The sequence below is a fragment of the Flavobacterium sp. genome, assembly GCF_004211145.1.
In the GTDB taxonomy this organism is placed as follows: domain Bacteria; phylum Bacteroidota; class Bacteroidia; order Flavobacteriales; family Flavobacteriaceae; genus Flavobacterium.
The window spans coordinates 171,146-198,052 of sequence record NZ_SEBS01000003.1; the positions used below are offsets into that span (position 1 = coordinate 171,146).

Here is a 26,907-nt window from a genome sequence, read left to right on the forward strand (position 1 = left end):
ATGGACAGTTAAGCAAAAATAATTACCTTAATTTTTATAGTTTAAATTTTCGCTGCGACAATCGAATACACAAACGGAATATCATTCCTCAAATGCGCAACCCTAAACTTTCCGGGCGCGAATTCCTCCATATTACTGAAACAATTATAAGGCGAATAATCGTACTCGTCGAATTTCTGAACGGTCAATCCATTTTCAAGTAAACTCGTAACAACCTCCGAAAGCGAATGGTTCCACGAAATCGATTGGTTTTTAATGTCAGCTGATTTATCGGCATAAGTTCCCGTTTCATTTTCAATGATCGCGCCGGCTTTGAAATAATTGTACGCGACATATTTGAACTCGTCGTCGAACATCCAAACCACGGGATGAAATTCAGCGAACACGAACTTTCCACCGGGTTTCAAAAAATGCGAAACGACTTTTGCCCATTTATCAAGGTCGGGCAACCAGCCGATCGTGCCGTAACTCGTGAACACGATGTCGAATTCCTGATACATGCGATTTGGTAAATCATAGATGTCGCTGCAGATGAATTCCGCGTCGGCGTTTAAATCACGTGCGATTACTTGTGCCGTTTCTATTGCCTTGTCTGAAAAATCAACTCCGACGGTTGTCGCGCCCAGTCGAGAAAGTGAAATCGTGTCTTGTCCGAAATGACATTGTAAATGCAGAATCCGCTTGCCTGAAACATCGCCGAGCAAAGCAAGTTCGATTTCCTTTAGCGAGGATTTTCCGTTGAGAAAAGCTTGTTGGTCGTAAAATTCTGAGTGTAGGTGGACGGAAACTTTGTCGTTCCAGGTGTTGCGGTTTATGTTAAGGTAGTCGTCAGGATTCATTTTGCTTTTTTGTGTAAGTTACATATTTAGGTTTGTTTTTTTTGCCACGAAGGCACGAAGGCACGGAGTTTTTTTGACGTTGACACTGTATTCTTAAGTCACAAGTAAAGCTTCGCTTTTATGAAAATTGATTCGTTATTTACACAGGCCAATAATTAAAATAAACAATATTTGCATTTTAATTTCAAGTGAATCTTTGTATTAACGTCTTGTTTGTCTTCGTTCTTAAATAAAATTCAAATATTAAAAATGACTTAGAGACTTCGTGCTTTCGTGTCTTCGTGGCAAAAAAAAACTTCTAGTCTTTCAAAAAAAAAAGGAACCCATTCAGGCTCCCATTTTCTATTTCTCATCGTCTTCATCATCATCCTCGTCGTCATCGTAGGATTTTGAATCGTCTTCGAAGTCATCATCGTCGTCGTCATCGTCTCCGTCGGCATCCGAATCTTTTTCAGGTTTGTCGACATCGTCAAGATCGTCATCGTCATCGGTTGCGGCATCGTCGTCCTCGATATCCATTTTCATCGAATCAATCGGTTCCACGACATCGTCAATATCGTTGTCTTCGTCGAATTTCTCGAGACGGCTCGCGAGTTTCGTGCTCACTTTCACAAGATAGATCGTGTCTTCAGTTCGGACTTCGACCGCTTCGATGAGCTCGTTTTGAGCGTTTCGGAAACGGATGATGTGCGAATCGTCATAACCGTCGGGAAAGCGCTCCAACAACAATGTCAGGATTTCATTCGTTAGCTTGTTATAGTCTACAATTACTCTTTTCATAGGTTACATATCTAATAGGTAGGCGAAAATAAGTGGCGCCACGATCGTAGCGTCAGATTCAATGATAAATTTGGGCGTGTTGATATCGAGTTTTCCCCAAGTGATCTTCTCGTTGGGAACGGCTCCTGAATACGAACCGTAGCTCGTGGTCGAATCGGAAATTTGGCAAAAATAACTCCAGAACGGAACGTCGTGCATTTCCATATCCTGGTACAACATCGGGACGACGCAAATAGGGAAGTCGCCCGCAATTCCACCACCGATCTGGAAAAATCCTACACCGTTGCTTGAATTTTTAGAATACCAATCGGCGAGATACGTCATATATTCGATGCCCGATTTCATCGTCGAGGCTTTGAGTTCGCCTTTGATCACGTACGATGCGAAGATGTTACCCATCGTCGAATCTTCCCATCCGGGAACGATGATCGGTAAATTGGCTTCGGCCGCCGCGTACATCCACGAATCTTTCAAATCGATCTCGTAATATTCCTCGAGAACGCCTGAAAGCAACATCTTGTACATGAATTCGTGCGGGAAATAACGCTCGCCTTTGTCGTCGGCGTCCTTCCAGATCTTGTAGATGTGTTTTTGAAGGCGACGGAACGCTTCGTGCTCCGGAATGCAAGTGTCGGTCACTCGGTTCAATCCGCGTTCCAATAAATCCCATTCCTGTTGTGGCGTCAAATCGCGGTAGTTCGGTACTCTCTCGTAGTGTGAGTGGGCCACGAGGTTCATGATGTCTTCCTCGAGGTTTGCTCCTGTACAGGAAATGATCTGCACTTTGTCGCGACGGATCATTTCAGCAAAAATTTTCCCCAGCTCAGCCGTACTCATCGCACCAGCAAGCGTCACCATCATTTTCGAGCCGTCGGCAAGTTGTTTTTCGTAGGCTTTCGCCGCATCAACTAGCGCCGCCGAATTGAAATGCAGGTAATACTTTTCAATAAATTGGCTAATTGGTCCTTTACTCATTGTTTTTGTTTTGCAGTTGTCTTAGTATAAAAATAATTTATTTTTCGTCGTAACCTAGAATTTTAAGCACGTCTTGCGAATTTTGTTCGGGCGAGAAGACTTCGGTCGCCAAAATCCCGTTTTCATCGCGGTCGATCAGGATGTGTTTCGGCTGCGGGATCAAACAGTGGTGCAATCCTCCGAAACCGCCGATCGTTTCCTGATACGCGCCCGTATTGAAAAACCCGATATATAACGGTTTCTCCTTGTTGTATTTTGGAAGATAAACCGCGTTCATGTGTTGTTCCGAATTGTAATAATCATCGGAATCACACGTCAACCCGCCGAGCAAAACGCGCTCGTACGTATCGTTCCATCTGTTCACGGCCATCATCACGAAACGTTTCGAGATCGCCCATGAATCGGGCAAAGTGGTAATGAACGACGAATCGATCATGTTCCATTTCTCACGGTCGTTCTGTTGTTTCTGGTAGATGATCTCGTAAATCGCGCCACCTGATTCGCCGACGGTAAACGATCCGAATTCGGTAAAGATGTTCGGAACCGGAACCTCTGCGTCGTCGCAAGCCGTCTTGATCTGGTTGATGATCTCGTCGACCATATATTGGTAATCGTATTCGAACGCAAGTGAATTCTTGATCGGGAAACCGCCACCGATGTTCAAACTGTCGAGCGTCGGACATTCCTTTTTAAGGTTGATGTACACTTTTAGACATTTCACCAATTCGTTCCAGTAATACGCCGTGTCGCGGATTCCCGTGTTGATGAAGAAGTGCAGCATTTTAAGTTCGACCTGTTTGTTTTCCGCGATCTCACGCTTGTAAAAAGGTACGATATTTTTGTATCCGATGCCGAGGCGCGACGTGTAGAATTCGAATTTCGGCTCTTCTTCGGCCGCGATCCGGATGCCGACCTTGAATTTCTTCTTGGTCTTCTCGAGGATCATGTTCAGTTCCTCGTAATTGTCGATCACGGGAATCGTCTTGTTGTAGCCGTTGTTGATCAGACGCGCGATGTTGTCGATGTAAGCTTCTCTTTTGAAGCCGTTGCAGACGATATACGTGTTCTTGTTGATCTTGCCGTTCTTGAGCAAATTTTCAACGATATTGATATCGAACGCCGACGACGTCTCAATATGGATATTGTTCTTGAACGCTTCGTTCATCACGAATTCGAAGTGCGAACTTTTCGTACAGTAACAATAATAGTATTTGCCTTCGTAACCGTTCTTTTCCATCGCCTTCCGGAACCAGCCTTTGGCCTTGTTGATGTTGTTGGAAATGGCGGGAAGATACGTGAACTTAAGCGGCGTGCCGTATTCTTCGACGAGCTTCATCAGGTCGATATTGTGGAACAACAACGTGTCCTTGTTGAGCCTGAATTCTTCTTGAGGGAAGTAAAACGTTTGATTTATGAGGTCGGAATATTTTGTATTCATTTAGTACCGGATTGAAATTTAAAAAGGTTTAAAAACAGCCAAATGTGCAACTGTTCTCAAACCCGTATGTTGGCAAAAATGATCAGCAGTTTTTCGCTGTGTCGTACTGTTGTAATCTCAAACTGCCCCAAAGCTTTCAGTCCACGAAACACGCGTGCCGCGACTCGGAAAAGGTAAGCGTCCAAAACAGGCGGAGGCTCGTGTTTATGCGTATTTTGAGATTTATTCATTGCAGGCAAATGTAAAAAAATAACTTTCCCGAATACAAGGCTTTCTATTAAAAATTCTTTAAGATTTGTAGTCTTCGAAAGCACTGTCAATAAGCTCGTTGGCAACTTGCTGGTTGATTTTGATGCCGCCGATTCCATCGAGCAGCGCAAACAAAACCGTTCCGTATTCGTTCTTCTTGTCGTGTTTGAGCAGGCTGAGCACGGTTTCGAGATCCGACGGCGTGAATTCAATATCTTCGAAAACACTCTTGATCGCCGACTTTATCTGGTTGTATTCCGATTGCGAAAGCAGGCCCAATCGCATCGAAACATAACCTTCGAGAATCATGCCCGCCGCGATCGCTTCTCCGTGCAGCAACTCCTGCTTTTCGTCGCTTTCGAGGAAATGGCTTTCGATGGCGTGTCCGAGCGTGTGCCCGAAATTAAGCGCTTTTCGGATGCCTTTCTCGGTCGGATCCTGAGTCACGATCTCGTTCTTGATCTCAATCGAACGATAAATCAACTCGTCAAAATCGGCGAAATCCAATTGTCCCAGATCGAGGAATTTCTCCCAGTACGATTTGTCGAAAATCAATCCATGTTTTAGCATTTCGGCCAAACCTGAACGCATTTGGTTCTGCGGAAGCGAGCCCAGGAACGCCGTGTCGATCAATAGTAATTCAGGCGTATTTATGGTTCCGATCTGATTCTTCAAACTTCCCAGATCGACGCCGTTTTTCCCACCGACCGACGCATCGACCATCGCGAGCAACGTCGTGGGCACATGGATGAAGTCGATACCGCGTTTGAACGTCGAGGCCACGAATCCGCCCAGATCGGTGATGACGCCGCCGCCAAGATTGATGATGAGGCTTTTGCGGTCGGCCCCGTATTCGGTCAAAATATTCCAGATCGACACGCACGTATCGATGCTTTTTTGGAGTTCGCCCGGTTCTATTTCGAGGATTTCGATCTGTGCTTCGGTTTCGAGTCGCGCCATGAAATCGGGCAGGCAGCTTTCGTTCGTATTGCTGTCGGTCAAGATAAAAATGCCCGAATGGTTGCGCTCGGCCAAGAACGCGTTAAGCGAATCGTATCCCTGTTCGTTGAAAAATATGGTATAGCCTGCGGCTTGTATGGGTTGCATCGGTAATTATTTTGAATGGCAAAATAAAGGATTTTATAAGTGGTAACGGACGATGCCCGATTATTTTTCCTGTCGCAGTTTGAAATACCGATTACTCTTACAATATTTGCGGATCAAGAGCTGTTTTTCTAAGAAATTTAACCACGTCATTTTCAATTCCAAAGGATATTTCAAAATTGATACGGCGCTCCATTCTCAAAGTATATCGAAAAATATGAAAACGAAACTACTTATTTATTCATTCCTGTTTGCCTTGCTCGCAATGATCTCGTGCGGCGGCAGCGATGATTCGGCGGAACCGTCGGGCGATCCCGGTCTCCCGACATTGTTGACTGCGACTGCTACAAACGTTTCGGGTTCAGGAACATCGGCCACACTGAGGGGGCAAATAAACAGTACCGGAGGATATGAAATAATAAAATATGGATTTTGTTGGGGAACATCCCCAAATCCCGTGCGCGGCGTCGGGAATTTCCAGGAAAATAGTGGTGGAGATGTCGGCCAGTATACGATGGACGTTAGCGGCTTTACAGCGGGAGATTCATACTTTATACGTGCTTACGCCCAGAATGAAAAAGGTATCGGTTACGGTCCACAGGTCGCGTTTGTGCCGGTCGCGCAGATCACTACGGAAATCGCGACACAAATTCATTCGACTAAAGTACTGCTTAGAGCTCACACGATTGGGACTGAAAGCAATCAGGTAGGATTTGTTTACGGAATATCGCCCAATCCCATGGTTAGCGGCGACAATATCGCCACCATCGCAAACGGTACTACGGGTTTTGAAATGGAACTTACAGGTCTTTTACCGGATACCTTTTATTTTGTACGCGCTTTTAAAGCGGTTGGAAATATGTATTTATAAGGAGAAGAAATAACCTTCAACACGACAGGTTACGTTGGTCCTGCGGGCGGCTACGTGGCGTATGACAAAGGTGAATTTACCGATGGATGGCGTTATCTCGAGGTCCATCCTGTTTCGTTACACTACGACCTATCGCTCGGGGAAGGTGCGAAATGGGACGAAGAAGATGTCGATTTCCAGATAACGACATCGGCGATGGGGCAAGGCATGGGCAATACGCTCGTTATCGTTTCAAATGTGCCTTCAGCGAACTGCGCCGCGAAGCTTTGCAATGACTTTACGCTGAACGGTTATTCCGATTGGTTTTTACCATCGAGCGACGAAGCTGTGGCCGTCGCGAACAGCCTGCTTGGAATCGACATAAATTTGCAGACGTGCTGGACTTCGACCCACGTATGGAATACCGCGTATGCCATCAGCTTCCTGGCAGCGGCGGAGCCTTATTTTTTAGTGCTTCCGAACACATCTAAAAATTCGTACAGGAAGGTCTATCCGGTGCGAAAGTACTAGCCGTCATTCGGGAATCGGCCATTAAAGCACCACCGTAAAATTTGAGGATTCGTTTTGGTCGGTCGCATCAAACAATTTTGGCTTAGATATCGGAGTTTTCAATTCACGATTCAAATTATTTAAGTAATCGGGAAAATCGTGTAACGACTGCAAGGTTGCGGTTTAGGAAATTAGTGGTGTTAAAAAACACACCATCAGTAACCTAAATACGCATACTATGATTTTACAAGACCGCACATTGCCAAAATGCATCGCAGCCTCGTTTTTTGCCTTGCTCGTTTTTTCGTGCAACAAGAACCCAAAAGAAGCTGAAGCGCCCGAACAGGAACTCGCCGACAGCATAAACAAGGAAAACAAAGACGTAATAAAAGAACTCAAGCCGACCGGACCTGCGCCCGCCTGGGGACCAAACATTACCGATGAAATGGCCGTCGTCATCGAAAAATTAGGCAGTCTCGGTGGAAAACCGATCGAAACTTTGACGGCTGCCGAAGCCCGCACACAACCGACTCCCGCCGACGCCGTGAAAATGGTCGCCGTCGATAGCGGAATGGATATCCCGACGCCGCTTTGCGACACGATCGGAAAAGACATTCCCGTTACGGGAGGAAAAACACATGTAAGGATTTATACGCCAAAAGGAGGCGCGGCACCGTATCCGGTCGTAGTATATTATCATGGTGGCGGATTCGTGATCGCGAACATTGAAACGTATAACGGCGGTGCGCAAGGTTTGTGCGAACTGTCGAATACTATCGTCGTTTCGGTCGAATATCCGAAAGGCCCTGAAAAGAAATTTCCTGCTGCGCATACCACGGCTTTCGACGCATACAAATGGGTGTTGGCAAACGCTGCCTCGTTCAATGGCGATCCTAAAAAAGTGGCCGTCGCGGGAGAAAGTGCCGGAGGAAACCTTGCGTGTAACGTTAGCATGATGGCGCGCGACAAAAAAGTACAATTGCCTTTGTATCAGGTTCTCGTGTATCCTGTCGCGAACAATGACATGAACTCTGAAAGTTACGTTAAGTATGCTGCTGCGAAACCGCTTAACAAGCCGATGATGGCTTGGTTCGTAAAAAATGCGTTGCCGTCTGAAGCTACCGCTGCTGATCCACGTGTCAGTTTAGTGAAAGCGAATCTTGCGGGATTGCCGCAGACGTTGATCATCGGAGCCGAAATCGATCCGCTTGCGACGGAAGGGAAATTGCTTTCAGACAAACTAAAAGACGCAAAGGTCGACACGAGTTATGAGTTGTATAAGGGCGTGACGCATGAGTTTTTTGGAATGGCGCTGGTTGTGCCTGAAGCGAAGAAAGCGCAGGAATTGGCTGCGAAAAAGTTGAAGAGTGCCTTTGGCATGTAGAATATATCCTTTGAATTTTGAAGAGGTCTTGCAGGAGTGCAGGGCCTTTTTATTTTTTGATGTTTTCGTTTTGCAACGTCGATGCTTAGTTGCTGATGTTTTTTGTTATTCCGACGCAGGAGGAATTTTGTGAATCGGAACAGTTGCGTTTTGTTTTGCAACTTTGTTGCTTGTTCGCTGGTGCGAGCATTTCGCTCAAACTCGTTTTAGTTTGCTTGCAAACGCTTCGCATTTGTTTCGCCTGCCGGCGGAGCCTACTTTGTCTGGCAACAAAGTAGCAAAATGCCTGGCGCCAAGTTTCCCAGGCGACCCGACAGGCGCGAAAATCCGGCGCGGCTGGTCGCGCAGGCGCGATTTACAGCCGCGCTTTGCGGATTTTCGCGCCGCCGGGTGCCCGCCTGTCCAACTAAACGGCGCGACTGATTGGAAGTATTTATTTGTTTTTCGGCTTGCGCACTGCGCCGAAAAAGCCTCCGAATGGTCTTGTGGATTCTAGATGGCGTTTTGTTGCCAGATGCGCGTTTTCGCTCGTCACGTTATTGATGACGTTTGATTCCCGATTCACGAATGGTGGATTTAGGTATTGAATCGCTTCATTGGCAATCAGAAAAAATGTGCGTTTTCGCTTCTTCAATCAAACCTTGAACTTTGTACCATGTACCCTGAACCTTTTTATTGTTTTCAAACGCTTCGCATTTGATTCGCCTGCCGGCGGGGCCTTCTTTTACTTCATCGATTTCTATTGTTTTTAAAGGATTCAGTGAACCTCGTTCCTCGGTTTGTCTCGCAACAAAGTAGCAAAATGGCTGGCGCCAGGTTTCCCAGGCGACCTGGCAGGCAAAAAAATCCTACGCGACAAAACTACTCACGCGTTTATATTTGGTTTTTTTGGAATTCGTGAATCTTCGATTTCGCTGGTGCTCAAACAGGTTGTCGCGCTTAACGGATTTTTGTGCCGCCGGGTGCCCGCCTGTCCAACTAAACGGCGCGACTGATTGGAAGTATTTATTTGTTTTTCGGCTTGCGCACTGCGCCGAAAAAGCCTCCGAATGATCTTTTAAGGTTGTAATTGCGTTTTGTCTCTGGAGGAAGGTTTCGATTCGCCACGTTTTTGATGACGTTTGGATTTTTGACGGTTGATGAGTTGGCGTCACGATGTTTTTGTTAGTTTTTGACCGAGAGCCTGGCGGGCGTTCCAATTAGGATAACCGTTGCTCTCTTTTTTGCATTGCACCTCAGCTGCTTGTGACAAACTTTTCCACAAAAAATTTGTGTAACCAAATGAGTTGCACCTTTTTATTTTGAACAAAAGTGTCACAAACTAATCAACCAACTCATTTTCATTTGGCACTCAGGTCACAACCACGACAAAGCATAACTATAACAAAAGTATTTTTTTAAAACTTTGTCAATGTATTTCTACATCGCGAAAAACCCTATTCAAATCTCCCTCGCAACATCATCGCCATATGACGACTTACCAGCTTCAATTTCTTACGGTTTACAGGATGATACCCGTCTCTATCAAAACACTCCACAGTATCATTCTTGCTATACCAAACCACTGGCCGCCCGTCCTTAAAATAAATGGTTTCAGCTGTAATTAGAACCTTGCGCATCCCGACTTGTAAAGTGTCAACAGCCTCAATCAAATTCTCATTCGACTGTCGCGTCGACGAACAATCGACGATTTCGTAGTGATCACCAAGCCATTGCATGCACGCAGGTGAATCTGTCTTCAAAGTCAACGCTAAAGCGACAGCACCCAAAGCTGCAATCGCGACACCGCCGATATAAGTATTACGTCTGTATTTCGTCCACCAACCAACATTGTTACCGTCAGAGTCGCTTAATCCGGGCTCGTGCGTTTCGGGATTGCCGTCGTGGGCTGGTCCGTTTATATTTTCGGGCGAGTCCGATTCCATATCCACTATTATCACAGGCGGAACATCTGGCCTTTCGGCAACTGTTGGATTTTCAATGTCCGACGCTTTGTCAACCGACACATTTTCATCGGGCATCCGGTCAGTTACTGCCGACTTTCGAAATTTTTGAAACGGACGCGGCTGGAAGTTGACAATCAACGCTGCGAAATCAAGCATTTTCTCCTTGTCGGATTGCTTCGACCCATCGAATAATGATTGTATCGGGCGAAACTTCGGCAATGGGAATGCGTCGATTTGTCTTGCGTAATCTTTGCTTTCGTCAAGTACGAAAAATCGTTTTAGGATTGCTAGATCCCGCGGCTCGATTTCTTCCGACAATAATCCTAATGTGAAATCCCGGATATCGGCGGGCGTAGGATTGACTTGTAGCCCAAGATTCCCGTTCTCCTGTTCAAGATCGTACTTCTTGCTGATGCATTTACGGTACTCGTGAATGTCAAACATATCCTAATTATTTAAGTAGTGCTAAACATTCTTCGGAATTCACGAGAATTACCGGAATTACCGGAATCCGCTTGCTATCAGCACGATTTCACTGCATTTCTTTGCCTCAGGATTTGTATCGCCCCAAATGCATTAAAGGCAAATGTACAAAACGAATCCAATCACAGTGCCGCCTTGCGGACCGGAAAACTTATCCGGGAAGTATAAGCCCAACGCTCCGTAAGTCGCACTGACTTCCCAAAAGACCGGCATGGCCATTTTACCTGAGAACCTTTTTGGCTCGGGAAGGCCTTGCTCATTTTCAACCTTAAAATCGTAAACCGATGAAGAAAATTCTTTTGATGGGCGCGCTTACCATTGGCGTGCTGGCAGTATCGTGCAGTGCCGACGACCAGTCGCAGGGAGCAAACAAAGTAGAGGAAACCGGAGGCGGAAGTGGGAATATTCCGGCGCCACCGCCACCACCGCCACCGCCATTTCCATAAATAATTGTGAGGTAATTCTGAAATTTAGTATTTTCGGGGAATGAAATTCATGTTTCGTTCCCCGTTTTTTATCGTGTTCACGGCGCTGATCGTGATTAGTTGCAACATGCCTGAAAAGGAAAAAGCGAACGATTCATTGGTAAAAAAAGCCGTGAGCGACGGATATGCGCTCCAAATTAAAGGTGCCGATTTCGAACAAAAAGGCCAGACTGACAGCGCATTCAACTATTATTTCAAAGCGAAAGAGAAGTTCACGTTCGCGAAAGACAGTCTGCGTAAAGCACACGTATTGCTTGTCATGGCGAATATCCTCAGGAAGTACAACGACTACGCCGAAATGCAGGCGCTCGACATAGAAGCGTTGGACGTTATGGGGCGAAACACCTACTATCACGCAACCATTTACGCCGACCTGGGCATCAGTTTCATGAACCTGCATGAGTATGAAAATGCCGTCGGTAAGTATAACAAGGCGATTGAATTCAGCGCCACGGTTGCCGATTCGCTAACGATGGTCAATAATATCGCTTACGTCGAAATCAGTCGTCGGAATTACAAGAAAGCCCACGATCTATTGTTGCCGGCTGTGAATTCCACGCACATTTCGGACAGGCTGGAAACCCAGGCGCGCATCATCGACAACCTCGGGTACAGCAAATTCAAACTCGACATGCCTAACACGTTACCTATGTTGGAACGCGGGCTGTTTCTTCGCGACAGTATCGGCGATGACTTCGGCGCGATCACAAGCCACATGCATTTGGCGTCGTTTTACAGGGGATCCGATATCGGGAAAGCGATTTTCCACGCGAAATCGGCCCAACAGAAAGCCACGGCAACGAATTCGGCCGACGACAGGCTCGAAGCACTTTCATTTCTAATCGAACATGCGTCGGATCCCGAAGCTAAAAAATACGCCAAAATATACGTTCGCGTGAACGACAGCCTAAGGACGGCGCGCCAGGAAGCACGTAATTATTTCGCGGCACTCAAGTACGACTACAAGAAAGAACACGAAAAAACGCTTAGGGCGCGAGCCGAGAAAGCCGAACAGGAAAACAAGACGCTGCTTTGGATCATCGCGACGATAGCAGCCATTACTGCAGGTTTTATCATCGTGATGCGCATCGTCTCAAGAAATAAGAAAGAACGTTGGAAAGCCGCTTATGATGCCGAAATCCGAATTTCCACACGGCTGCACGATGAACTTGCGAACGAAGTCCATCAGAGTTTGCTCATTGCCGAAAACCGCGATCTGAACATCGGCGAGGAAAAGGAAAAATTGCTCGATACGCTTGAAGATATTTACCGAAAGACACGTTCGATATCGAGGGAAAATGCGCCCGTTGCCGTCGGTCCGGGATTTTCGAAGCGACTGCGCGAACTCATCGGGCATTATATGTCGACCGACTGCAACATTATTACCGATGGTCTCGACTCGGTAAAGTGGGACGATCTTGACGAACCAAAAAAAGTCGCGGTGCATCGCCTGGTGCAGGAATTTCTCGTGAACATGAAAAAGCACAGCGGCTGTTCGCATGCACTTTTGCGCTTCGGTACATCGGGAAAAATGCTGCTGTTGGATTATTCCGACAATGGCAAAGGCGCCGAATCTGAAAACCTCGACCAAAAAAACGGGCTCGCGATTATGGAAAACCGTATTCTCGCACTTAAGGGAACGATTACATTTGAACCGCAGCCCGGGAAAGGTTTTCGGGCGCATGTAGAAATCCCAATGTAAAACGTACCATGATGTTCAAGAAAGTATTAGTTGCGGAAGACTTTGACGGTTACAATATTGCCGTCGCCGAGGCCTTGAAAGCGCTCGAGATCACCAATACCGACCACGCGCCCTGGTGTGACGAGGCGTTGCTCAAAATGGTGCGCGCGCTTGAAGACGGCAATGCGTTCGACTTGCTCGTATCAGATCTGTCGTTCAAACCCGACCATCGCACGGCAAAACTCACGGGAGGCGAGGAACTCATAGCCGCCGCACGAGAGTTGCAACCCGATATCAAGATTTTGGTGTATTCGATAGAAGATCGGCCGCATCCGCTGCAATACTTGTTCAACGAACTAAATATAGACGGTTACGTGCTCAAAGGCCGGAATAATATTCCCGAAATCCGCAAGGCCATCACCGCGATCGCGATCGGCGAGCAGTATATTTCGCCCCAAATTTCCCACGTGCTTCAAGACAGGACGTTGCATGAAATCGAGGAATACGACCGCGAACTCATGAAAATGCTTTCAGAAGGAGTGAGCCAGGCTGAGATTTCACTTCTGTTACAAAACCGTGGCATAAACCCGAACAGTGTGTCGAGTATAGAAAAACGGATCAACAGGCTCAAGATTACCTTGCGCGCCAACAACAATGTGCATCTGATCGTGATCGCAAAAGATCTCGGACTCGTATAATATGGGAAAACGGTTTTTATGGTTGCTGTTCACGTTGCTGCTTTGCGCCTCACTGCAGGCTCAAATGCGATTTTGTTCATGGAATTTGTGCGACATGGGCAAGTCGAAATCCGGAGCCACGATCACTTTCATGGCGCAAACCTTAAAAAACTACGACCTGATTGCGTTGCAGGAAGTTGTCGCGGGGCCTGAAGGCGCAAAAGCCGTCGCGAAACTCGTCGACGCCTTAAACCGAACGGGAGCAAAATGGGAATACGCCATAAGTTTGCCCACGAGCGGCACGCGGCAGAAACGCGAACGATATGCGTTCCTGTGGAAAAAGTCGAAAGTAGCAATGAAAGGCAAACCCTGGCTTGACGCACATTTCGCCGACGAGATTGAGCGCGAGCCATTCTTCGGGACATTTACGTACGAAAAAAATGACTTCACGATCGTGAACTTCCATGCGATAACCAAGAAACTGCAACCCGAAACCGAAATAAAATTCTTTAAGTTCTATCCCGAAAAATACAAAGATCTCAACCTCATATTCGCGGGTGATTTCAATTGCGCTCAGTCACATACGGTTTTCAATCCGATACGGAAAATGGGATTCCAACCTGTACTTGTCGATGCTAAAACCACGATGCGGCAAAAGTGTAAAGGCGATGATTGCCTGGCATCGGAGTTCGACAATATTTTCTACAAAACGACTCGGGCGAAAACGCAGGAATCCGGCGTCGTGAATTTCTATTTGTCGTTTTCCAGTCTGCACGAGGCGAGGAAAATTTCGGATCATTTGCCGATTTGGACATTGCTTACATTCGATTGATTTCGGCCGGTTATGGAAAACCGTAAGGAAATGATCCGGATAACGGTTACGTTTGAAAAAGCCGACAATTAATCCAGGTCGAATTTACAGATTGTAACCAAACTCCTATATTTTCAAATCGTTCACAGACAAAACCGACACATTCATCGAAAATGTCCGAATGTGTTCCACAGTAAAACAAACAGTATCGTTACTTGCCTGTTCGAAATTCTTTCAGATGAAGATAAAACTACCTCATTCCGCTCTTTTGCTGCTGATTTTACTGTTGTTAAGCGGCTGTAAGGAAGACATTGCGTCGCTCGAAATAACGTCAGGAAATCACGTAAATAAATTTTCGGAAGCCGGCATTTTACCAGGCCCGAATCAAAAACTCGACGACGAACCCGGCGACGAACTCGTCTGGGTCTGCAAAAGCGACGGCGCCACGAAATACCATCGCAACCGCGAGTGCGGAGGTTTGGGTCGGTGCACGCACAAAATCGAAAAACAAAGTAAAAAAGACGCCGAAGCTGTCGGGCTCACGAGCTGCAGTCTCAAAAAGTGTAATTAATGGGTTTGAACCGGATACTGGCGTTCGTTTGCGCAGTTGCATTGGCGTGTGCGTTATTGCCGCTTCCGATCGGCTACTACACGTTTTTGAGGATTCTCGTAACCATCGGCGCGGTTTCCATTGTGTTCCAGGATGTGAATGAAAAGAAGCGTTTTTGGGCGATTCTATTTTTGATCGTGGCCGTGCTTTTCAATCCTGTCGTGCCGATTTATCTGTATCAGAAAAGTAAATGGACATGGATCGATATCGGGGTTGCCATTGCCTTCGCGGTCTATGGTGTAAGCGCTCACAGACCTCGAAATACGTAATTTTTTAGAAAACCGACGCGCTACGGAAATCCGTAAAATCAGTTTTCGCACAGCGCCTACATTTGGAAAAACCAATCCAAATGAAAAAAATTACATTCATCGCGATCATCGCGTCGCTGACTTCTTGCTCCACGAGCTATTTCCAGATTTATAAGACGCAACCCGTAAATGCGAGCACAGGCGTCGCGGGCAATGTCTATGAGAACGCAGAATGTCGCATTACCTACGATTTTTGGGCCGAAGGCGGAGACGCAGGATTTACGGTATTCAACAAAACCAGCGAACCGCTGACCATCAACATGGACCGCTCGTTCTATATCGTGAACGGGAAAGCGTACGATTATTACCAAGCGCGAACCTTCACGACCTCGCAGACGGAATCCAAGACCGTGTATGCGACGGGTTATTTTTACCGCGTCAATCTGTCACAGGCCGCAGCGAGCTCGTCGGGGCATTCGACGTCTTTCGAAGAACGGCCGGAAATCACGATTCCGCCAAAGAGCAGCAAGAGTTTCAGCGAATACATCATCAATCCTTTTTACTTCAACCACTGCAACCTTGCGAAATATCCGACGCGCCGAAAGATCAAGCGACTTAACTTCAGCGTCAGCGATTCGCCTTTCGTTTTTTCGAACAATATCACTTATACGGTCGGTGGAAAAACCAATACGCTTTCGCATGAATTTTATGTCTCGGAATTGACGAATCTTCCGCAAAGTGAAGAAATTAAGGATGTGCGGGAACAAAATTGCGATTCCAAACGAACCGTGCGCAAACATGTAAACGCGAGTCCCGAGAATTTCTTTATCCGATACAGTAAGAAATAAATTTCCAAAGCATTAGAATTTGAACCGCATCATTTTGCGGTTTTTTTTTCGTTCAAAGTCTCAGTTTGATAAATCGCACAATGATATTACGTTACCGCCGAATTCTGTAACCTCACGGCTTGGACTTTTGCGAACTTAGAGCTACCTAATTATTGCATCATGCGAACGACAACCACAAATTCAGGCATAAATGTGTTGGGCGACATTAGTTGGGGTTCGCATTTTTGTACGTTCTACAACTCGTCCGAAGATCTTTTGGACATGATGTCATCGTTCTTCAAAGCTGGCCTGGACAACAACGAACTTTGCGTTTGGGTAATTTCGGAACCGTTGTCGGTAGGGGAAGCGCTGCTTTCGATCGAACGCGATTTCTCGCAACTCGAGGTCTATCTCGACAAAAAGCAACTCCTGATCGTTCCGTATAACGAATGGTATCTCGACCATGGGAACTTCGAAGCCCAATTCGTACTCGACCGTTGGATAAACACATATCGCCAAGCGATCGCAGACGGTTTCTCGGGGATGCGCGCGAACGGCATCGAGTCATGGCTCACGCCCGAAACCTGGGAAGCTTTCATGGCTTACGAAGAGGCGCTCGACAAATTGATCACAAATAAAAACATCATTATCCAATGTAGTTATCCGTTGCGGAAATGTTCGGCGAAGGCGTTCGTCGATGTGGCGCACGTACACGAAAAAGTCATCGCATGTAAAAAGAAAAAATGGCACGTGCTCGAATCGCAGCAGGTCCGGGAATCGAAGGCCCAACTTTCAGAGATCAACTACAGGCTCGAGAATCTCGTAAAAGAGCGAACCGGAAACCTTGAGAAAGCCATCAGACAACTTCAGGAAGAGGCGACGACGCGGCTTAAGACGGAAAGAAAACTCGCCGGAATCGCGCGCGACCTCGTACAACGCAACACCGATCTGCAACAATTCGCCTACATAGTGTCGCACAACGTTCGTGGGCCGGTGTCGAACATCATGGGAATTGCGGGGTTGCTCAACGACGTGCAAACAACTGAAGAGCGCACTCTGCTCGGGCAAAACCTTTTCCTTGCAATTGGCGAGCTCGACGATGTGGTGCGCGATTTGGGCGAGATATTGAAGATAAAATTCCAATCTGCCGACGGAAAGGCAAAAGTAGTTTTCCAGGATATGATCGATACGATTCTGGTCAGTGTCGGAACACTGCTGCAAAAAGAACACGTGACGTTCCGGGTCGATTTTTCCGAAGTTCCGTCAATTTTCACGAGCCGTTCCTATATGTACAGCATTTTCATGAACCTCATCGGCAACAGTCTGAAGTATAAACATCCCGATCGCGATCCTGAAATCAGTATCCAGAGTCGGCTTTCAGGAAACAACGTGCAACTTATTTTTATCGACAACGGCATCGGAATCGACCTGAACAGGCACGGTTCCAAATTATTCGGGCTCTACCAGCGTTTCCATTCGAACACCGACGGCAGCAAAGGTCTTGGACTATTCATGGTAAAGACACAGGCCGAAGCGTTGGGAGGAACGGTTTCTGTCACGAGCGAAGTAGGACAGGGGACGCGGTTCGTGTTGGAGTTTCCGATCGTGGGTGAAAATGTGTGATGACAATCTTCAACCGACAACTTTTTCGGTTCCCCATCGGATCAACCGCCTCAATATCAAGATGCAAAGCGCGTAAAAAATCAACGAGACTCCTGAGAAAATTTGAAGTTTTCCGGCTTTCATCCGGGTGTATTCGTCTGCCGGGATAGTACGGATAAGAATGCTGTCTTTCATCAGTACAAATTTCCCATCAACGATTTCAGGCTGGCCGTATCCTTGGGTCGTTCCCATACAAAAAGCGGCTATCGCAAGCGCAACACTTACGAAAACCAATGCGCCAAGCCAAGGTTCGACATCCTGAAAAAACGGGCGTAACGGTATTCCGTCGTCCATGTCATCAAGTTCTTCGACTATGTTGGGATGGTTTTTTGCGAGAAAAAGCGTGGGGATAACCAATACGAACATCGTTAAGAAAAATATCCAGACAAGCGGAAACCTTTCGGCTATGTCCACACCGAAAGCTGAAATCAAATTCAGTACGAAAGTGAACAGCCAACCGATTATTGCTGCGACGTATAATTTTTGTTTCATGGTCAAAAGCGGTGTTTATCGCAACCGAATAGATTCGGTGTAGAAAGACTGCATTAAATCTGACGTTTACTGCGTTTCAAACGTCGCGCAACAGTTTCAGAAAATTGTCGACATAGAAAATATGCCCGCGCGGAATGTCATCATCGCGATCTTCATAAATATAATAACCGTTCTTAAGCATTTTCGTCTCACCATTCAAACATCCGAACGAAACGTCAGTTGTCAAGATAAGACAGTAGAGTAGCAGTGCTATTTTCGTCATAGAACCCATTGTAACAAAATCGAATATAAACGTTTAATGTCAATCTGGCGAGGTTTAGCTCACGGCCGACGGTGTGGAAACCGATATTCCAATAAATAAAAACAAAAACGGCGCACATGGCGCCGTTTCAAATCATAAAAAATCTTTTATTTCAAATCAAACCGATCAAGGTTCATCACCTTATTCCAAACCTTCACAAAGTCCGTGACAAACTTCTCTCCGGCGTCAGCTGAAGCATAAACCTCGGCAACAGCGCGTAATTCCGAATTCGAACCGAAAACCAAATCCGCTCTGGTTCCGCTCCATTTCGCAACGCCGGTCGCGCGATCGCGGCCTTCAAAACGCTCGCGATCCTGAGAAGAGGCTTTCCATTCCGTTCCCATATCGAGCAGATTCACGAAGAAATCATTCGTCAATTGCCCCGCGCGATCCGTGAAGACGCCATGTTGCGAACCATCGTAATTCGTGCCGAGCACACGCAATCCGCCTACCAAAACCGTAAGTTCGGGAGCCGAAAGAGTCAAGAGATTCGCCTTGTCGATCAGCGCGGCCTCGGTCGGAATCGACAAATTGGCTTTGCGATAATTCCTGAAACCATCGGCCAAAGGTTCAAGATAGTTGAACGATTCCACGTCGGTTTGTTCCTGAGACGCGTCCATACGACCCAGCGTGAACGGAACTTTAATGTTGTTTCCGGCGTCGGCAGCCGCTTTTTCGACAGCCGCACATCCGCCAAGTACGATCAAATCGGCAAGAGAGATCGTTTTTCCGCCAATATTGAATTCATTTTGAATGCTTTCGAGTTTCGACAAGACCTTGTTCAATTGAGGCGGATTGTTCGCGTACCATTCGCGTTGCGGCAACAATCGGATTCGTGCTCCGTTCGCGCCGCCGCGTTTATCCGAACCTCTAAAAGTCGATGCCGAAGCCCAAGCCGTGGAAACGAGTTCCGAGACGCTCAAGCCTGAATTCAAGATTTTAGCCTTCAAATCGGCCGCATCGCTGTCTGAAATCAACGCGTGGTTCACTTCAGGGATCGGATCCTGCCAAAGAAGTTCTTCATTTGGAACATCGGGCCCGAGGTAACGCGCTTTCGGCCCCATGTCGCGGTGCGTCAGTTTGTACCAAGCGCGAGCAAAAGCATCGGCAAATTGGTCAGGGTTTTCAAGGAAACGGCGCGAGATTTTCTCGTAAGCCGGATCGAGTCGCAACGAAAGGTCGGTGGTCAGCATCGTGGGCAAATGTTTTTTTGAACTGTCGTACGCATCGGGAATGATGGCCTCGGCATTTTTGGCGACGTATTGGTGCGCGCCCGCAGGACTCTTAGATAATTCCCATTCAAATCCGAACAGGTTCTCGAAGAAATTATTGCTCCATTGCGTCGGCGTTTTCGTCCACGTGACTTCGAGACCGCTGGTTATGGTGTCGGGACCTTTGCCCGAATTATATTTGTTGTGCCATCCGAAGCCTTGCAGATGCATGTCCTCGGCCTCGGGTTCTTTCCCGACATGATCCGATGAAGCGGCGCCGTGCGTCTTCCCGAACGTATGTCCGCCCGCGATCAACGCCACGGTTTCCTCATCGTTCATCGCCATTCGGCCGAATGTTTCGCGAATGTCCTTAGCGGCTGCGATCGGATCCGGATTTCCGTCTGGACCTTCTGGATTCACGTAAATCAATCCCATGTGAGCTGCGGCGAGCGGTTGTTCCAGATCGCCTTTGGAATGTGTTTCACCTGTCGCGTCCTCGTCCGACGAAACGACTCCGCGTTCGGCCAGGCCTTCGACGCCTCGGGCATAACGTTCCTCGTTTCCGAGCCAGGTCGTTTCGGCTCCCCAATATACCGATTCGTCGGCTTCCCAAACATCGGGACGACCGCCGGCGAATCCGAACGTCTTGAAGCCCATCGATTCAAGCGCGACGTTTCCGGTCAGGATCATCAAGTCGGCCCAAGAGATTTTCTTGCCGTATTTCTGTTTTATCGGCCATAAAAGGCGTCGTGCCTTGTCGAGACTTACGTTGTCGGGCCAGCTGTTTAACGGGGCGAAACGCTGCAATCCCGCGCCACCGCCGCCACGGCCGTCAGTAACCCTATAGGTTCCGGCGCTGTGCCATGCCATTCGGATGAACAACCCGCCGTAGTGCCCGAAATCGGCTGGCCACCAATCCTGGGAGTCGGTCATCAACGCGTGCAAATCTTGTTTGACGGCCTCAAGATCGAGGCTGTTGAATGCTTTCGTATAATCGAAATCCTTGTCCATCGGATCCGATTGTGGAGAATTTTGCCTGAGTATGTTTAGTTTTAGTTGGTTCGGCCACCAATCCTGGTTTTTCGTTCCGCCGCCTCCGGTGTTCTGCTGGTTGTGGAATGGGCACTTGCTGATGTCGTTTGATCCGTCGTCCATTGTGATGTATTAAGCGTTTATAAAGTGATTTGTTTTCCGTAAAGTTAAGGCTTTATGTGTTACGACAAAATCGCTTGTTTCTATAAACGGATAGGTGTCGTTGATAAAGTGCGTGATTTTAATGGCGTCCGACCAAACCTTTCGCACGTTCGCGCAATACTTTCGAATCATATCCGACGCCGTTTTTGAAGACGAGCTCGACGTTTTTGATGTCTTCGATATTCTCGTCAGGTTTGCCCGAAACGATCAGCAAGTCGGCACTTTTTCCTACTTCGATGCTGCCCGATTCGTTGTCGATCTTAAGAAATTTCGCGCCGTCGATCGTCGCGATCTTGATCACGTCCAACGGCGTCCAGCCCGCTTTCACGAGAGTGACCATCTCGTTGTGGTTCTGGAATCCGGGTAACAGGCCACAATCGGCGGCATCGGCTCCGAGCACGACTTTTCCACCTTTTTGGACAAATAGTTTTTCGAACGGACGCAGTTGTGAGTCGTTTGATCCTTTCGGCATGAACGGCGGCGGATTTTTGAGATAGCCTTCGACGCGTTTTCGTTCGTCGGTGCTTAGATATTCGAGTAACGCCGGATTCCGGTAATCGCTGTCGGAAAACGGCGTGATCGTGAGGACGATTTTCTTTGCAACCAACAATTCGATCAATTCGTTGACGCCTTTTTGTTCCACATTCAATTTCCAATCGCCTTCCCATGGAATACTCAAATCGGAAGCGCACGACCAGAAACTGTGTTCGATGTTGTCGATGCCGAGATTCGCCGCTTCCGTACACGACATTTTCCCCAAATGTCCGGTCACGGGAAGGTTTCTCGAATGCGCTTCGTCGAGCACGCCTTTCAAAGCGTCGGTGCCGATGTCCGAATAGACCTTGAACGACGTACAGCCTTGATCGGCCCAAAACGCGGTCGCTTTCTTCCCCTGATCGTAATTCGAGATGACGAAATCGCCCAGGAATCCGCCCGACGCGTCGTTGAACATCGGACCTGTCACGAACATGCGCGGACCGATCGATTCGCCCGAGTCGATTTTGCGTTTGAGGTTGAGATCGTACATCGGGTTTTCGGCTCCTGCAGTGCGCAACGTCGTGATGCCCGCGGCCAGATACAGTTTCGGGAAACTCACGGGATGGAATTGCCAGACCGCCGCGCCGTTGTTGTAATTCATGTGTTCGTGCAGCATCACGAGTCCGGGCAGGATCGTCTTTCCTTTTAAATCGATGATCTGCGCCGCTTTTGGAACTTGTAGTTTTCCGGTTTTCCCGATGGCTTTTATCTTTCCGCTTGAAATCAAAATGGATTGTCCGTCGAGCACGATTCCTTTCACGACATCGACGATTCTCGCGTTCTGCAGTACGATTTCGCTTTGGTCGTATGCGATGAGTTTTGATTTTGTCTGGGAGTGGGAGTGATGTCCGACGAGGAAAAACAACACGAAAATAAATCTCAATTTGCGCATGATGTAAGTTTGCATCCAAGTTAATAAAAATGGATGTAACTATTTGGAAGCCAAAGTATTTTCAGGGATTACTTTGATAAAGTCGTGTTTTCGACGACGTTCATTCCTAAAATGCCTCGTCGGAGTTCTATTTGCAAATAGGTGAAAGTGTCGATATTTTGTGATTTCGGGAACACGAAACCTTTCATGATGCCGTCGACTTCGACAGTTGCCGTGGGTTGGTGCGACCTCGTCGTGAAGCCTCTGCGCAGGATGAGGCATTTCTCGATTTCTCGCTTGTCCGACTTGAATGCGAACATATTCACGCAAAGCAACAATGCGCTCAAAAGACTTCCGAAAGCGACGCTCGCGTACACGAATTTCTCGAGTCGGCCGTAACTTAAACCGAAGATGTTTTTCGGAACAAAATAGAAGACCGCGCCGCAACCCAAATAAAAATAAGCGAAATACCACGGCTCGATCACGGTATCTTTAAAAAGTAGCACGACGACGAGATTCAACAACAATCCTGCGAAAAACAAGATATTCGCCGCAAGGACGTATTTACCATTTTTGGTCTTTATATATGTATCGCGCATCAGTTTGGATTTACAGCCATTTCTTTTCCTTTTCGGTCGCGTCCAAAATATCGATGTCGAGCGCGAGTTTCAAATGGTTGGCGACCTTGAACGCGTCTTCCTTGTCCTCGGTCTTGTAAGCCGTGAAATGCTTTGAGCCGTAAAATAAGTTGAGATGGATAATTGACGTCTGGACGGTTGCGACGGTCGCTCCATACAAATTTGCGGGCGTTCCTTCGCGCGTCTTGAACACCGAAACATATTCCACGGGCGGAATCGGCTGCCATTTCCCGAAAAGAAGTCCGAAGAACGAATATACGGTCCTATATGTCTTGCTTGCCAAATCTATTTGCGTGCCTTCGCGCAGCAGCAGTTTGAGCGAATAGCCGATGCACATGAAACCCATCAAAATGCTTAAAAACAACACCGAAGCCAGTCCCGCCAAACCCAAAAGCACTCCGAAAATCGTCTTGATAACCGAATTTTTCCTCAAATACGTAATCGTGTATTTCTCCATGTTTCTCTTTATATTGTATTGTGGTCGTCAGAATTGTTTCGGCTTTTTTCCGACCGACGCAAGTGCAACCAACTCAAGTATCCTTTTTTGGCGTGTTTCAGGCCTTTTGGCAAACGTGATCCAGTGCAGCATCATTTTCCTGACCGATTTGCTTTGGCCTGAGAAAAACGCTTCGGAACCTTCGTATTTCTTGAACGCGGTAATCAAATCCTCGGGAATCGCAAGTTCTTCGACTGCATCCAGCGCCGACCATGAGCCGTTTTGCTTTGCGATCTCGATGCTGGCGTGTCCGGCTTTTACCATCAATCCGTCGGCGATCAATTGTTCGATTTTCTGCTTGTTGATCTTTGACCACGCGCTGTTTGGCTTTCGGCGCGTAAAAAACTGTATGAACGAATCGTCGTCTACGGTCTTTCTCGTGCTGTCGATCCATCCGAAACAAAGCGCTTCCGACACCGCATCGCTCCAAGAAAGCGTAGGCACATTCGACTTTTTCTTATACTGCAACAGCCAGACCGATTGTTTGGTTTGGGGATTTTCAAACAGCCATTTGCGCCATTCTTCGCGACTCGGTGCGTAAAAAGTTTCAGTTTCCGATGGTTGCTTCACGTGAGCATGGAGGTTTTGATGCCGATAAAAGTACTAAAATAAATGAACTGCCGAGGTCGGATTTCCTCGCCAAACTTCTTGTTCCAGTTCAATGCCCAAACGCAATAGCTGACGTAATTTTGGAGTAATAATAATAACAATAAAAAATAAAATAACAATGGAAAATAAAATCCTAGGCATCCATCACATCACCGCAATCGCGGGCGACGCCAAACGAAACTTCGACTTCTATTCAAACGTGCTCGGGCTCAGGTTCATCAAAAAAACGGTAAATTTCGACGATCCCGGAACGTACCATTTTTACTTCGGGGACGAGGTCGGCAGCGCAGGAACGATCCTGACATTCTTTCCATGGGGAAGCGGAATTCCACAGGGAAGGCGAGGCGCGGGAATGGCGACCGAAATCGGTTATTCCGTCCCGAAAGGCAGTCTCGAATCCTGGATAGAACGCTTCGAAAAGTACAACGTGATCTACAACAAACCTTCGATAAAATTCGGTGAGCGCTATTTGACGTTCCTCGATCCCGACGGACTCAAGCTCGAACTCACAGAAAAGGACAACGACGACCGAAAACCGTGGGAAACTGCCGAAGTCAAAGCGGACATCGCCACGCGCGGTTTTCACAACATCACGCTGACGCTCAACAGCATTGCAGCGACGGCAGCCGTTTTGACCGAAGTTTTCGGATACAAGCTGATCGCGCAGGAAGTGAACCGTTTCCGATATGCGACCGACGCCGTCGAGAATGCGGCCATCGTCGACCTTGTCGAAATCGCATCCGAGGAAAAAGGCCACGTCGCCAATGGAAGCGTGCATCACGTTGCGTTCCGTGTCAAAGACGACGCGACGCTGCTGGAGTTCCGCGAAAAAGTAATCGCGCACGATTTGAGCATTACACCGCAGATCGACAGGCAATATTTCCATTCGCTGTATTTCAGGGAACCGGGCGGCGTCCTGTTCGAAATCGCTACCGACAATCCCGGTTTCATGATCGACGAAACGCTCGAGGATTTGGGCAAAGGCCTGAAACTTCCCGCTCAATACGAATCGAAACGCGCGAGCATCGAAGCGCATCTAACGCCGATAAATTGATTATGGAATTTTCACCTTTAAAATACATCTACAAATCTTCGGGTTTGGAAAAAGCGCCGACACTGTTACTGTTGCACGGCACGGGCGGAAATGAAAATGACCTGTTGCCGTTCGCCGATCATTTCGGAGACAAAACTAACGTGTTGTCGGTACGCGGAAACGTGAGCGAAAACGGCATGCCGCGGTTTTTCAAACGACTCGGAATGGGAATTTTCGACGAACAGGATTTGGAATTCAGGACGCATGAATTGGTGGATTTCGTGACTGGACTTTCGAAAACCGAACATTTCGACCTCGATAAAATCGTCGCTCTCGGTTATTCGAACGGAGCGAATATCGCGGGTTCAATGTTGGTTTTGCATCCCGATTTCCTGGCGGGCGCGATTTTGTTCCGACCGATGAAACCGTTTGCGGGCAAGGAATTTCGTCGGACGAACAATAATGTCCCAATCCTGATGACTTCGGGGAAACTCGATCCGACGGTCGATTTGAACGATATCGAAAAGTACGCGGCACTCTTGCAAGACGCGGGTTTCAACGTTGAATCGCATACAATCCCAACCGGCCACAATCTTGCGCAATCTGATTTGCAATTGGCCTCGGATTGGTTCGGCAAGCATTTCAAAAAATAATTCAAGTAGTGTAAGACCTGTCAGAAACGGCAGGTTTTTTTATGCACCGAATTGTCGCAAATGATGGTCGATGTGCAGCCAAACCAATCGGCCCCAAAACATCCTGCTAAGTTTTCCGTAGAACGGATGCGGATGCAACTTGACCAAGGTCCGGAAATCTTCGAGATGATCGATCAGGTGTTGCCGCTCGGTCGCAAAATCGTCGACGGTCACACCATTCGTTTCCATATCCATGACCGATGGCGTATCCAAACCTTTCGGCAACGGAATCAGATACAAACTTATCCATTGGATGAATCGGTTGTGATACAGTTTTTTAGGCGATATCTCTTTCGATGTTACTTCACCTGTCGCGAGTTTGATTTGTATCGTGCAATGTGAGATCATCTGCTCGAGCGTCATGCGTCCCCAACGACGGTTTTGGTTGATGGTGAGTTTGTCGAGCCGTATCGTGATTTGCTCGTAATCGTCGTCGTAGTAGATGTTTTCCATGGTTGAAAGTGCAAAGTACAGAGTGCAAAGTACAAAGTACAAAGTACAGAGTGGAGGGCAAGTTGCATGTTTAACGAATCGCCGGAACGAATTTGTGCGACATAAAGATACGATTTCGATTGTGGAAAATTTAATCGAGCGTCAACTGTCCTAGTTTGTACGTGCCGGTTTTGAGTACTTTTCCTTTTTCATCGAATAACGTGTACGCGCCGTCGTAACTTTCCTCAAGATCAAAAATCGGATTGCCGACGGCCGTGTGGAATAACGCGATGCGTTCGCGGATACGCTTGCAATCGGCATCGTAAAAGGCTTCGACGCGGACGCGGACGCCATTTTCGAAGTACAATTTTTGGCGTTCCCATTGAATGAATCCATTGGAACGCTTCCGTTTTTCGCCCGTTTCGTCGAAAGTTATCATGACCTCTGCGTATTTTATTTCGCTGATGTCTTTCGCGCTCGATTGTCTTAGTTTAGGGGTTTTGTTGACCGTATCCATGCGCTGGATGAATTCCTCGTCAAATAGTGAATACAGTAACTTTCCGTTCAGATCAAAGTTCTCGGTGTATTTCGGAAAGCCGTTTTCGATTTCGCAAATCACGAGAAATTGCTCGTCTTGAGACTTGACAGTTCCTGTAAACGGAAACCACGATTCCTTTTGAAAATAAGCGACCTTGGTTTGGACGAAGGTGGCTTGAGCTTCCTGGGCGCTAATTGGAAAGGCCAAAAGCAATAGGATCGAAGTGAAACAATTCATTCTTGTGTATTGGTTTGTTCGTTTTTTTTGGATTCGATGAATTGCCGGAATGCTTGTAGGCTAGCGG

The 26,907-nt window shown here is 47.3% G+C and carries 28 protein-coding genes; 13 read left to right on the top strand and 15 right to left on the bottom strand.

Translation table 11 applies throughout. The annotated features are described in order from the left end of the window. Positions 1 to 41 precede the first annotated feature (41 nt). From EOO50_RS02585 to aroB, 5 genes are all read right to left on the bottom strand, one after another. Positions 42 to 839 carry a class I SAM-dependent methyltransferase gene (locus EOO50_RS02585; protein WP_290837591.1) on the bottom strand — a complete coding sequence of 266 codons (798 nt, stop codon included), beginning with the start codon at positions 837 to 839 and terminating at the stop codon, positions 42 to 44. A gap of 342 nt (positions 840 to 1,181) precedes the next feature. Continuing rightward, on the bottom strand, positions 1,182 to 1,619 hold the full coding sequence (locus tag EOO50_RS02590) for a DNA primase (RefSeq protein WP_290837593.1): 438 nt from the start codon (positions 1,617 to 1,619) through the stop codon (positions 1,182 to 1,184). Positions 1,620 to 1,622: 3 nt separating this feature from the next. After that, positions 1,623 to 2,594, bottom strand: coding sequence for a deoxyhypusine synthase family protein (locus EOO50_RS02595; protein ID WP_290837595.1), 972 nt, complete (start codon positions 2,592 to 2,594; stop codon positions 1,623 to 1,625). A 37-nt stretch (positions 2,595 to 2,631) separates the two neighbouring features. Further along, positions 2,632 to 4,032: an arginine decarboxylase gene (locus EOO50_RS02600; protein WP_290837597.1), complete on the bottom strand. Its 1,401-nt coding sequence runs from the start codon at positions 4,030 to 4,032 to the stop codon at positions 2,632 to 2,634. 288 nt (positions 4,033 to 4,320) lie between these two features. After that, on the bottom strand, positions 4,321 to 5,388 hold the full coding sequence (aroB, locus tag EOO50_RS02605; protein ID WP_290837599.1) for a 3-dehydroquinate synthase: 1,068 nt from the start codon (positions 5,386 to 5,388) through the stop codon (positions 4,321 to 4,323). Positions 5,389 to 5,602: 214 nt separating this feature from the next. On the opposite strand from aroB, the gene EOO50_RS02610 reads away from it, so the two are divergent. From EOO50_RS02610 to EOO50_RS02620, 3 genes are all read left to right on the top strand, one after another. Beyond that, on the top strand, positions 5,603 to 6,256 hold the full coding sequence (locus EOO50_RS02610; protein ID WP_290837601.1) for a hypothetical protein: 654 nt from the start codon (positions 5,603 to 5,605) through the stop codon (positions 6,254 to 6,256). A 54-nt stretch (positions 6,257 to 6,310) separates the two neighbouring features. Next, complete coding sequence (locus EOO50_RS02615) at positions 6,311 to 6,766, top strand: hypothetical protein (RefSeq protein WP_290837603.1); 456 nt, start codon at positions 6,311 to 6,313, stop codon at positions 6,764 to 6,766. Between the two features lie 217 nt (positions 6,767 to 6,983). Next, positions 6,984 to 8,129, top strand: a complete 1,146-nt coding sequence (locus tag EOO50_RS02620) for an alpha/beta hydrolase (RefSeq protein ID WP_290837605.1) — start codon at positions 6,984 to 6,986, stop codon at positions 8,127 to 8,129. Positions 8,130 to 9,565: 1,436 nt separating this feature from the next. On the opposite strand, the gene EOO50_RS02625 is transcribed toward EOO50_RS02620, so the two are convergent. Further along, complete coding sequence (locus EOO50_RS02625; RefSeq protein WP_290837607.1) at positions 9,566 to 10,519, bottom strand: hypothetical protein; 954 nt, start codon at positions 10,517 to 10,519, stop codon at positions 9,566 to 9,568. Positions 10,520 to 10,842: 323 nt separating this feature from the next. On the opposite strand from EOO50_RS02625, the gene EOO50_RS02630 reads away from it, so the two are divergent. The 8 genes from EOO50_RS02630 (at position 10,843) to EOO50_RS02665 (ending at position 17,520) form a co-directional block, all read left to right on the top strand. After that, positions 10,843 to 11,004, top strand: coding sequence for a hypothetical protein (locus EOO50_RS02630; RefSeq protein WP_290837609.1), 162 nt, complete (start codon positions 10,843 to 10,845; stop codon positions 11,002 to 11,004). Between the two features lie 40 nt (positions 11,005 to 11,044). Then, positions 11,045 to 12,745: an ATP-binding protein gene (locus tag EOO50_RS02635; RefSeq protein WP_290837611.1), complete on the top strand. Its 1,701-nt coding sequence runs from the start codon at positions 11,045 to 11,047 to the stop codon at positions 12,743 to 12,745. An 11-nt stretch (positions 12,746 to 12,756) separates the two neighbouring features. After that, positions 12,757 to 13,422, top strand: coding sequence for a response regulator (locus EOO50_RS02640; protein ID WP_290837613.1), 666 nt, complete (start codon positions 12,757 to 12,759; stop codon positions 13,420 to 13,422). Position 13,423: 1 nt separating this feature from the next. Then, complete coding sequence (locus tag EOO50_RS02645) at positions 13,424 to 14,233, top strand: endonuclease/exonuclease/phosphatase family protein (RefSeq protein WP_290837615.1); 810 nt, start codon at positions 13,424 to 13,426, stop codon at positions 14,231 to 14,233. 217 nt (positions 14,234 to 14,450) lie between these two features. Further along, complete coding sequence (locus EOO50_RS02650) at positions 14,451 to 14,783, top strand: hypothetical protein (RefSeq protein WP_290837617.1); 333 nt, start codon at positions 14,451 to 14,453, stop codon at positions 14,781 to 14,783. Next, complete coding sequence (locus EOO50_RS02655) at positions 14,783 to 15,091, top strand: DUF6804 family protein (RefSeq protein WP_290837619.1); 309 nt, start codon at positions 14,783 to 14,785, stop codon at positions 15,089 to 15,091. Before EOO50_RS02650 ends, EOO50_RS02655 begins: the two co-directional genes overlap by 1 nt. 80 nt (positions 15,092 to 15,171) lie before the next feature. Next, a complete protein-coding gene (locus EOO50_RS02660; protein WP_290837621.1) occupies positions 15,172 to 15,918 on the top strand; it encodes a hypothetical protein in 747 nt (248 codons plus the stop codon). Between the two features lie 159 nt (positions 15,919 to 16,077). Beyond that, positions 16,078 to 17,520: an MEDS domain-containing protein gene (locus EOO50_RS02665; RefSeq protein ID WP_290837623.1), complete on the top strand. Its 1,443-nt coding sequence runs from the start codon at positions 16,078 to 16,080 to the stop codon at positions 17,518 to 17,520. A 9-nt stretch (positions 17,521 to 17,529) separates the two neighbouring features. On the opposite strand, the gene EOO50_RS02670 is transcribed toward EOO50_RS02665, so the two are convergent. From EOO50_RS02670 to EOO50_RS02700, 7 genes are all read right to left on the bottom strand, one after another. Further along, a complete protein-coding gene (locus EOO50_RS02670; protein ID WP_290837625.1) occupies positions 17,530 to 18,051 on the bottom strand; it encodes a hypothetical protein in 522 nt (173 codons plus the stop codon). A 76-nt stretch (positions 18,052 to 18,127) separates the two neighbouring features. Next, entirely contained in the window at positions 18,128 to 18,313 is a 186-nt protein-coding gene (locus EOO50_RS02675; protein ID WP_290837626.1) for a hypothetical protein, read from the bottom strand. A gap of 146 nt (positions 18,314 to 18,459) precedes the next feature. Next, positions 18,460 to 20,718 (bottom strand): catalase/peroxidase HPI, encoded by a 2,259-nt coding sequence (gene katG / locus EOO50_RS02680; RefSeq protein WP_290837628.1) that lies wholly within the window; start codon positions 20,716 to 20,718, stop codon positions 18,460 to 18,462. Positions 20,719 to 20,836: 118 nt separating this feature from the next. After that, complete coding sequence (locus EOO50_RS02685; RefSeq protein ID WP_290837630.1) at positions 20,837 to 22,186, bottom strand: amidohydrolase family protein; 1,350 nt, start codon at positions 22,184 to 22,186, stop codon at positions 20,837 to 20,839. A gap of 68 nt (positions 22,187 to 22,254) precedes the next feature. Next, entirely contained in the window at positions 22,255 to 22,764 is a 510-nt protein-coding gene (locus EOO50_RS02690) for a hypothetical protein (RefSeq protein ID WP_290837632.1), read from the bottom strand. 10 nt (positions 22,765 to 22,774) lie between these two features. Next, complete coding sequence (locus EOO50_RS02695) at positions 22,775 to 23,260, bottom strand: hypothetical protein (protein WP_290837634.1); 486 nt, start codon at positions 23,258 to 23,260, stop codon at positions 22,775 to 22,777. 27 nt (positions 23,261 to 23,287) lie between these two features. Continuing rightward, positions 23,288 to 23,869 carry a YdeI/OmpD-associated family protein gene (locus EOO50_RS02700; RefSeq protein ID WP_290837636.1) on the bottom strand — a complete coding sequence of 194 codons (582 nt, stop codon included), beginning with the start codon at positions 23,867 to 23,869 and terminating at the stop codon, positions 23,288 to 23,290. Between the two features lie 157 nt (positions 23,870 to 24,026). On the opposite strand from EOO50_RS02700, the gene EOO50_RS02705 reads away from it, so the two are divergent. Together EOO50_RS02705 and EOO50_RS02710 are read left to right on the top strand one after the other, a co-directional pair. Further along, positions 24,027 to 24,962, top strand: a complete 936-nt coding sequence (locus EOO50_RS02705; RefSeq protein ID WP_290837638.1) for a ring-cleaving dioxygenase — start codon at positions 24,027 to 24,029, stop codon at positions 24,960 to 24,962. Between the two features lie 2 nt (positions 24,963 to 24,964). Continuing rightward, positions 24,965 to 25,594, top strand: a complete 630-nt coding sequence (locus EOO50_RS02710) for an alpha/beta hydrolase (protein WP_290837640.1) — start codon at positions 24,965 to 24,967, stop codon at positions 25,592 to 25,594. A 39-nt stretch (positions 25,595 to 25,633) separates the two neighbouring features. Here EOO50_RS02710 and EOO50_RS02715 read toward each other — a convergent pair whose 3' ends face one another. Together EOO50_RS02715 and EOO50_RS02720 are read right to left on the bottom strand one after the other, a co-directional pair. Next, positions 25,634 to 26,086 carry a DUF1569 domain-containing protein gene (locus tag EOO50_RS02715; RefSeq protein WP_290837642.1) on the bottom strand — a complete coding sequence of 151 codons (453 nt, stop codon included), beginning with the start codon at positions 26,084 to 26,086 and terminating at the stop codon, positions 25,634 to 25,636. A gap of 130 nt (positions 26,087 to 26,216) precedes the next feature. Next, positions 26,217 to 26,840: a hypothetical protein gene (locus EOO50_RS02720; RefSeq protein ID WP_290837644.1), complete on the bottom strand. Its 624-nt coding sequence runs from the start codon at positions 26,838 to 26,840 to the stop codon at positions 26,217 to 26,219. Between the last annotated feature and the right edge of the window lie 67 nt (positions 26,841 to 26,907).

Excerpts from the sequence above, each read along its gene's own strand:
- EOO50_RS02585 (WP_290837591.1), bottom strand. The coding sequence starts at position 839 with ATGAATCCTGACGACTACCTTAACATAAACCGCAACACCTGGAACGAC.
- EOO50_RS02715 (WP_290837642.1), bottom strand. The coding sequence starts at position 26,086 with ATGGAAAACATCTACTACGACGACGATTACGAGCAAATCACGATACGG.
- EOO50_RS02655 (WP_290837619.1), top strand. The coding sequence starts at position 14,783 with ATGGGTTTGAACCGGATACTGGCGTTCGTTTGCGCAGTTGCATTGGCG.
- EOO50_RS02660 (WP_290837621.1), top strand. The coding sequence starts at position 15,172 with ATGAAAAAAATTACATTCATCGCGATCATCGCGTCGCTGACTTCTTGC.
- EOO50_RS02590 (WP_290837593.1), bottom strand. The coding sequence starts at position 1,619 with ATGAAAAGAGTAATTGTAGACTATAACAAGCTAACGAATGAAATCCTG.
- EOO50_RS02705 (WP_290837638.1), top strand. The coding sequence starts at position 24,027 with ATGGAAAATAAAATCCTAGGCATCCATCACATCACCGCAATCGCGGGC.
- katG (WP_290837628.1), bottom strand. The coding sequence starts at position 20,718 with ATGGACGACGGATCAAACGACATCAGCAAGTGCCCATTCCACAACCAG.
- EOO50_RS02710 (WP_290837640.1), top strand. The coding sequence starts at position 24,965 with ATGGAATTTTCACCTTTAAAATACATCTACAAATCTTCGGGTTTGGAA.
- EOO50_RS02620 (WP_290837605.1), top strand. The coding sequence starts at position 6,984 with ATGATTTTACAAGACCGCACATTGCCAAAATGCATCGCAGCCTCGTTT.
- EOO50_RS02600 (WP_290837597.1), bottom strand. The coding sequence starts at position 4,032 with ATGAATACAAAATATTCCGACCTCATAAATCAAACGTTTTACTTCCCT.
- EOO50_RS02685 (WP_290837630.1), bottom strand. The coding sequence starts at position 22,186 with ATGCGCAAATTGAGATTTATTTTCGTGTTGTTTTTCCTCGTCGGACAT.
- EOO50_RS02665 (WP_290837623.1), top strand. The coding sequence starts at position 16,078 with ATGCGAACGACAACCACAAATTCAGGCATAAATGTGTTGGGCGACATT.
- aroB (WP_290837599.1), bottom strand. The coding sequence starts at position 5,388 with ATGCAACCCATACAAGCCGCAGGCTATACCATATTTTTCAACGAACAG.
- EOO50_RS02610 (WP_290837601.1), top strand. The coding sequence starts at position 5,603 with ATGAAAACGAAACTACTTATTTATTCATTCCTGTTTGCCTTGCTCGCA.
- EOO50_RS02635 (WP_290837611.1), top strand. The coding sequence starts at position 11,045 with ATGAAATTCATGTTTCGTTCCCCGTTTTTTATCGTGTTCACGGCGCTG.
- EOO50_RS02645 (WP_290837615.1), top strand. The coding sequence starts at position 13,424 with ATGGGAAAACGGTTTTTATGGTTGCTGTTCACGTTGCTGCTTTGCGCC.
- EOO50_RS02690 (WP_290837632.1), bottom strand. The coding sequence starts at position 22,764 with ATGCGCGATACATATATAAAGACCAAAAATGGTAAATACGTCCTTGCG.
- EOO50_RS02595 (WP_290837595.1), bottom strand. The coding sequence starts at position 2,594 with ATGAGTAAAGGACCAATTAGCCAATTTATTGAAAAGTATTACCTGCAT.
- EOO50_RS02675 (WP_290837626.1), bottom strand. The coding sequence starts at position 18,313 with ATGACGAAAATAGCACTGCTACTCTACTGTCTTATCTTGACAACTGAC.
- EOO50_RS02720 (WP_290837644.1), bottom strand. The coding sequence starts at position 26,840 with ATGAATTGTTTCACTTCGATCCTATTGCTTTTGGCCTTTCCAATTAGC.
- EOO50_RS02640 (WP_290837613.1), top strand. The coding sequence starts at position 12,757 with ATGTTCAAGAAAGTATTAGTTGCGGAAGACTTTGACGGTTACAATATT.
- EOO50_RS02650 (WP_290837617.1), top strand. The coding sequence starts at position 14,451 with ATGAAGATAAAACTACCTCATTCCGCTCTTTTGCTGCTGATTTTACTG.
- EOO50_RS02670 (WP_290837625.1), bottom strand. The coding sequence starts at position 18,051 with ATGAAACAAAAATTATACGTCGCAGCAATAATCGGTTGGCTGTTCACT.
- EOO50_RS02625 (WP_290837607.1), bottom strand. The coding sequence starts at position 10,519 with ATGTTTGACATTCACGAGTACCGTAAATGCATCAGCAAGAAGTACGAT.
- EOO50_RS02630 (WP_290837609.1), top strand. The coding sequence starts at position 10,843 with ATGAAGAAAATTCTTTTGATGGGCGCGCTTACCATTGGCGTGCTGGCA.
- EOO50_RS02695 (WP_290837634.1), bottom strand. The coding sequence starts at position 23,260 with ATGGAGAAATACACGATTACGTATTTGAGGAAAAATTCGGTTATCAAG.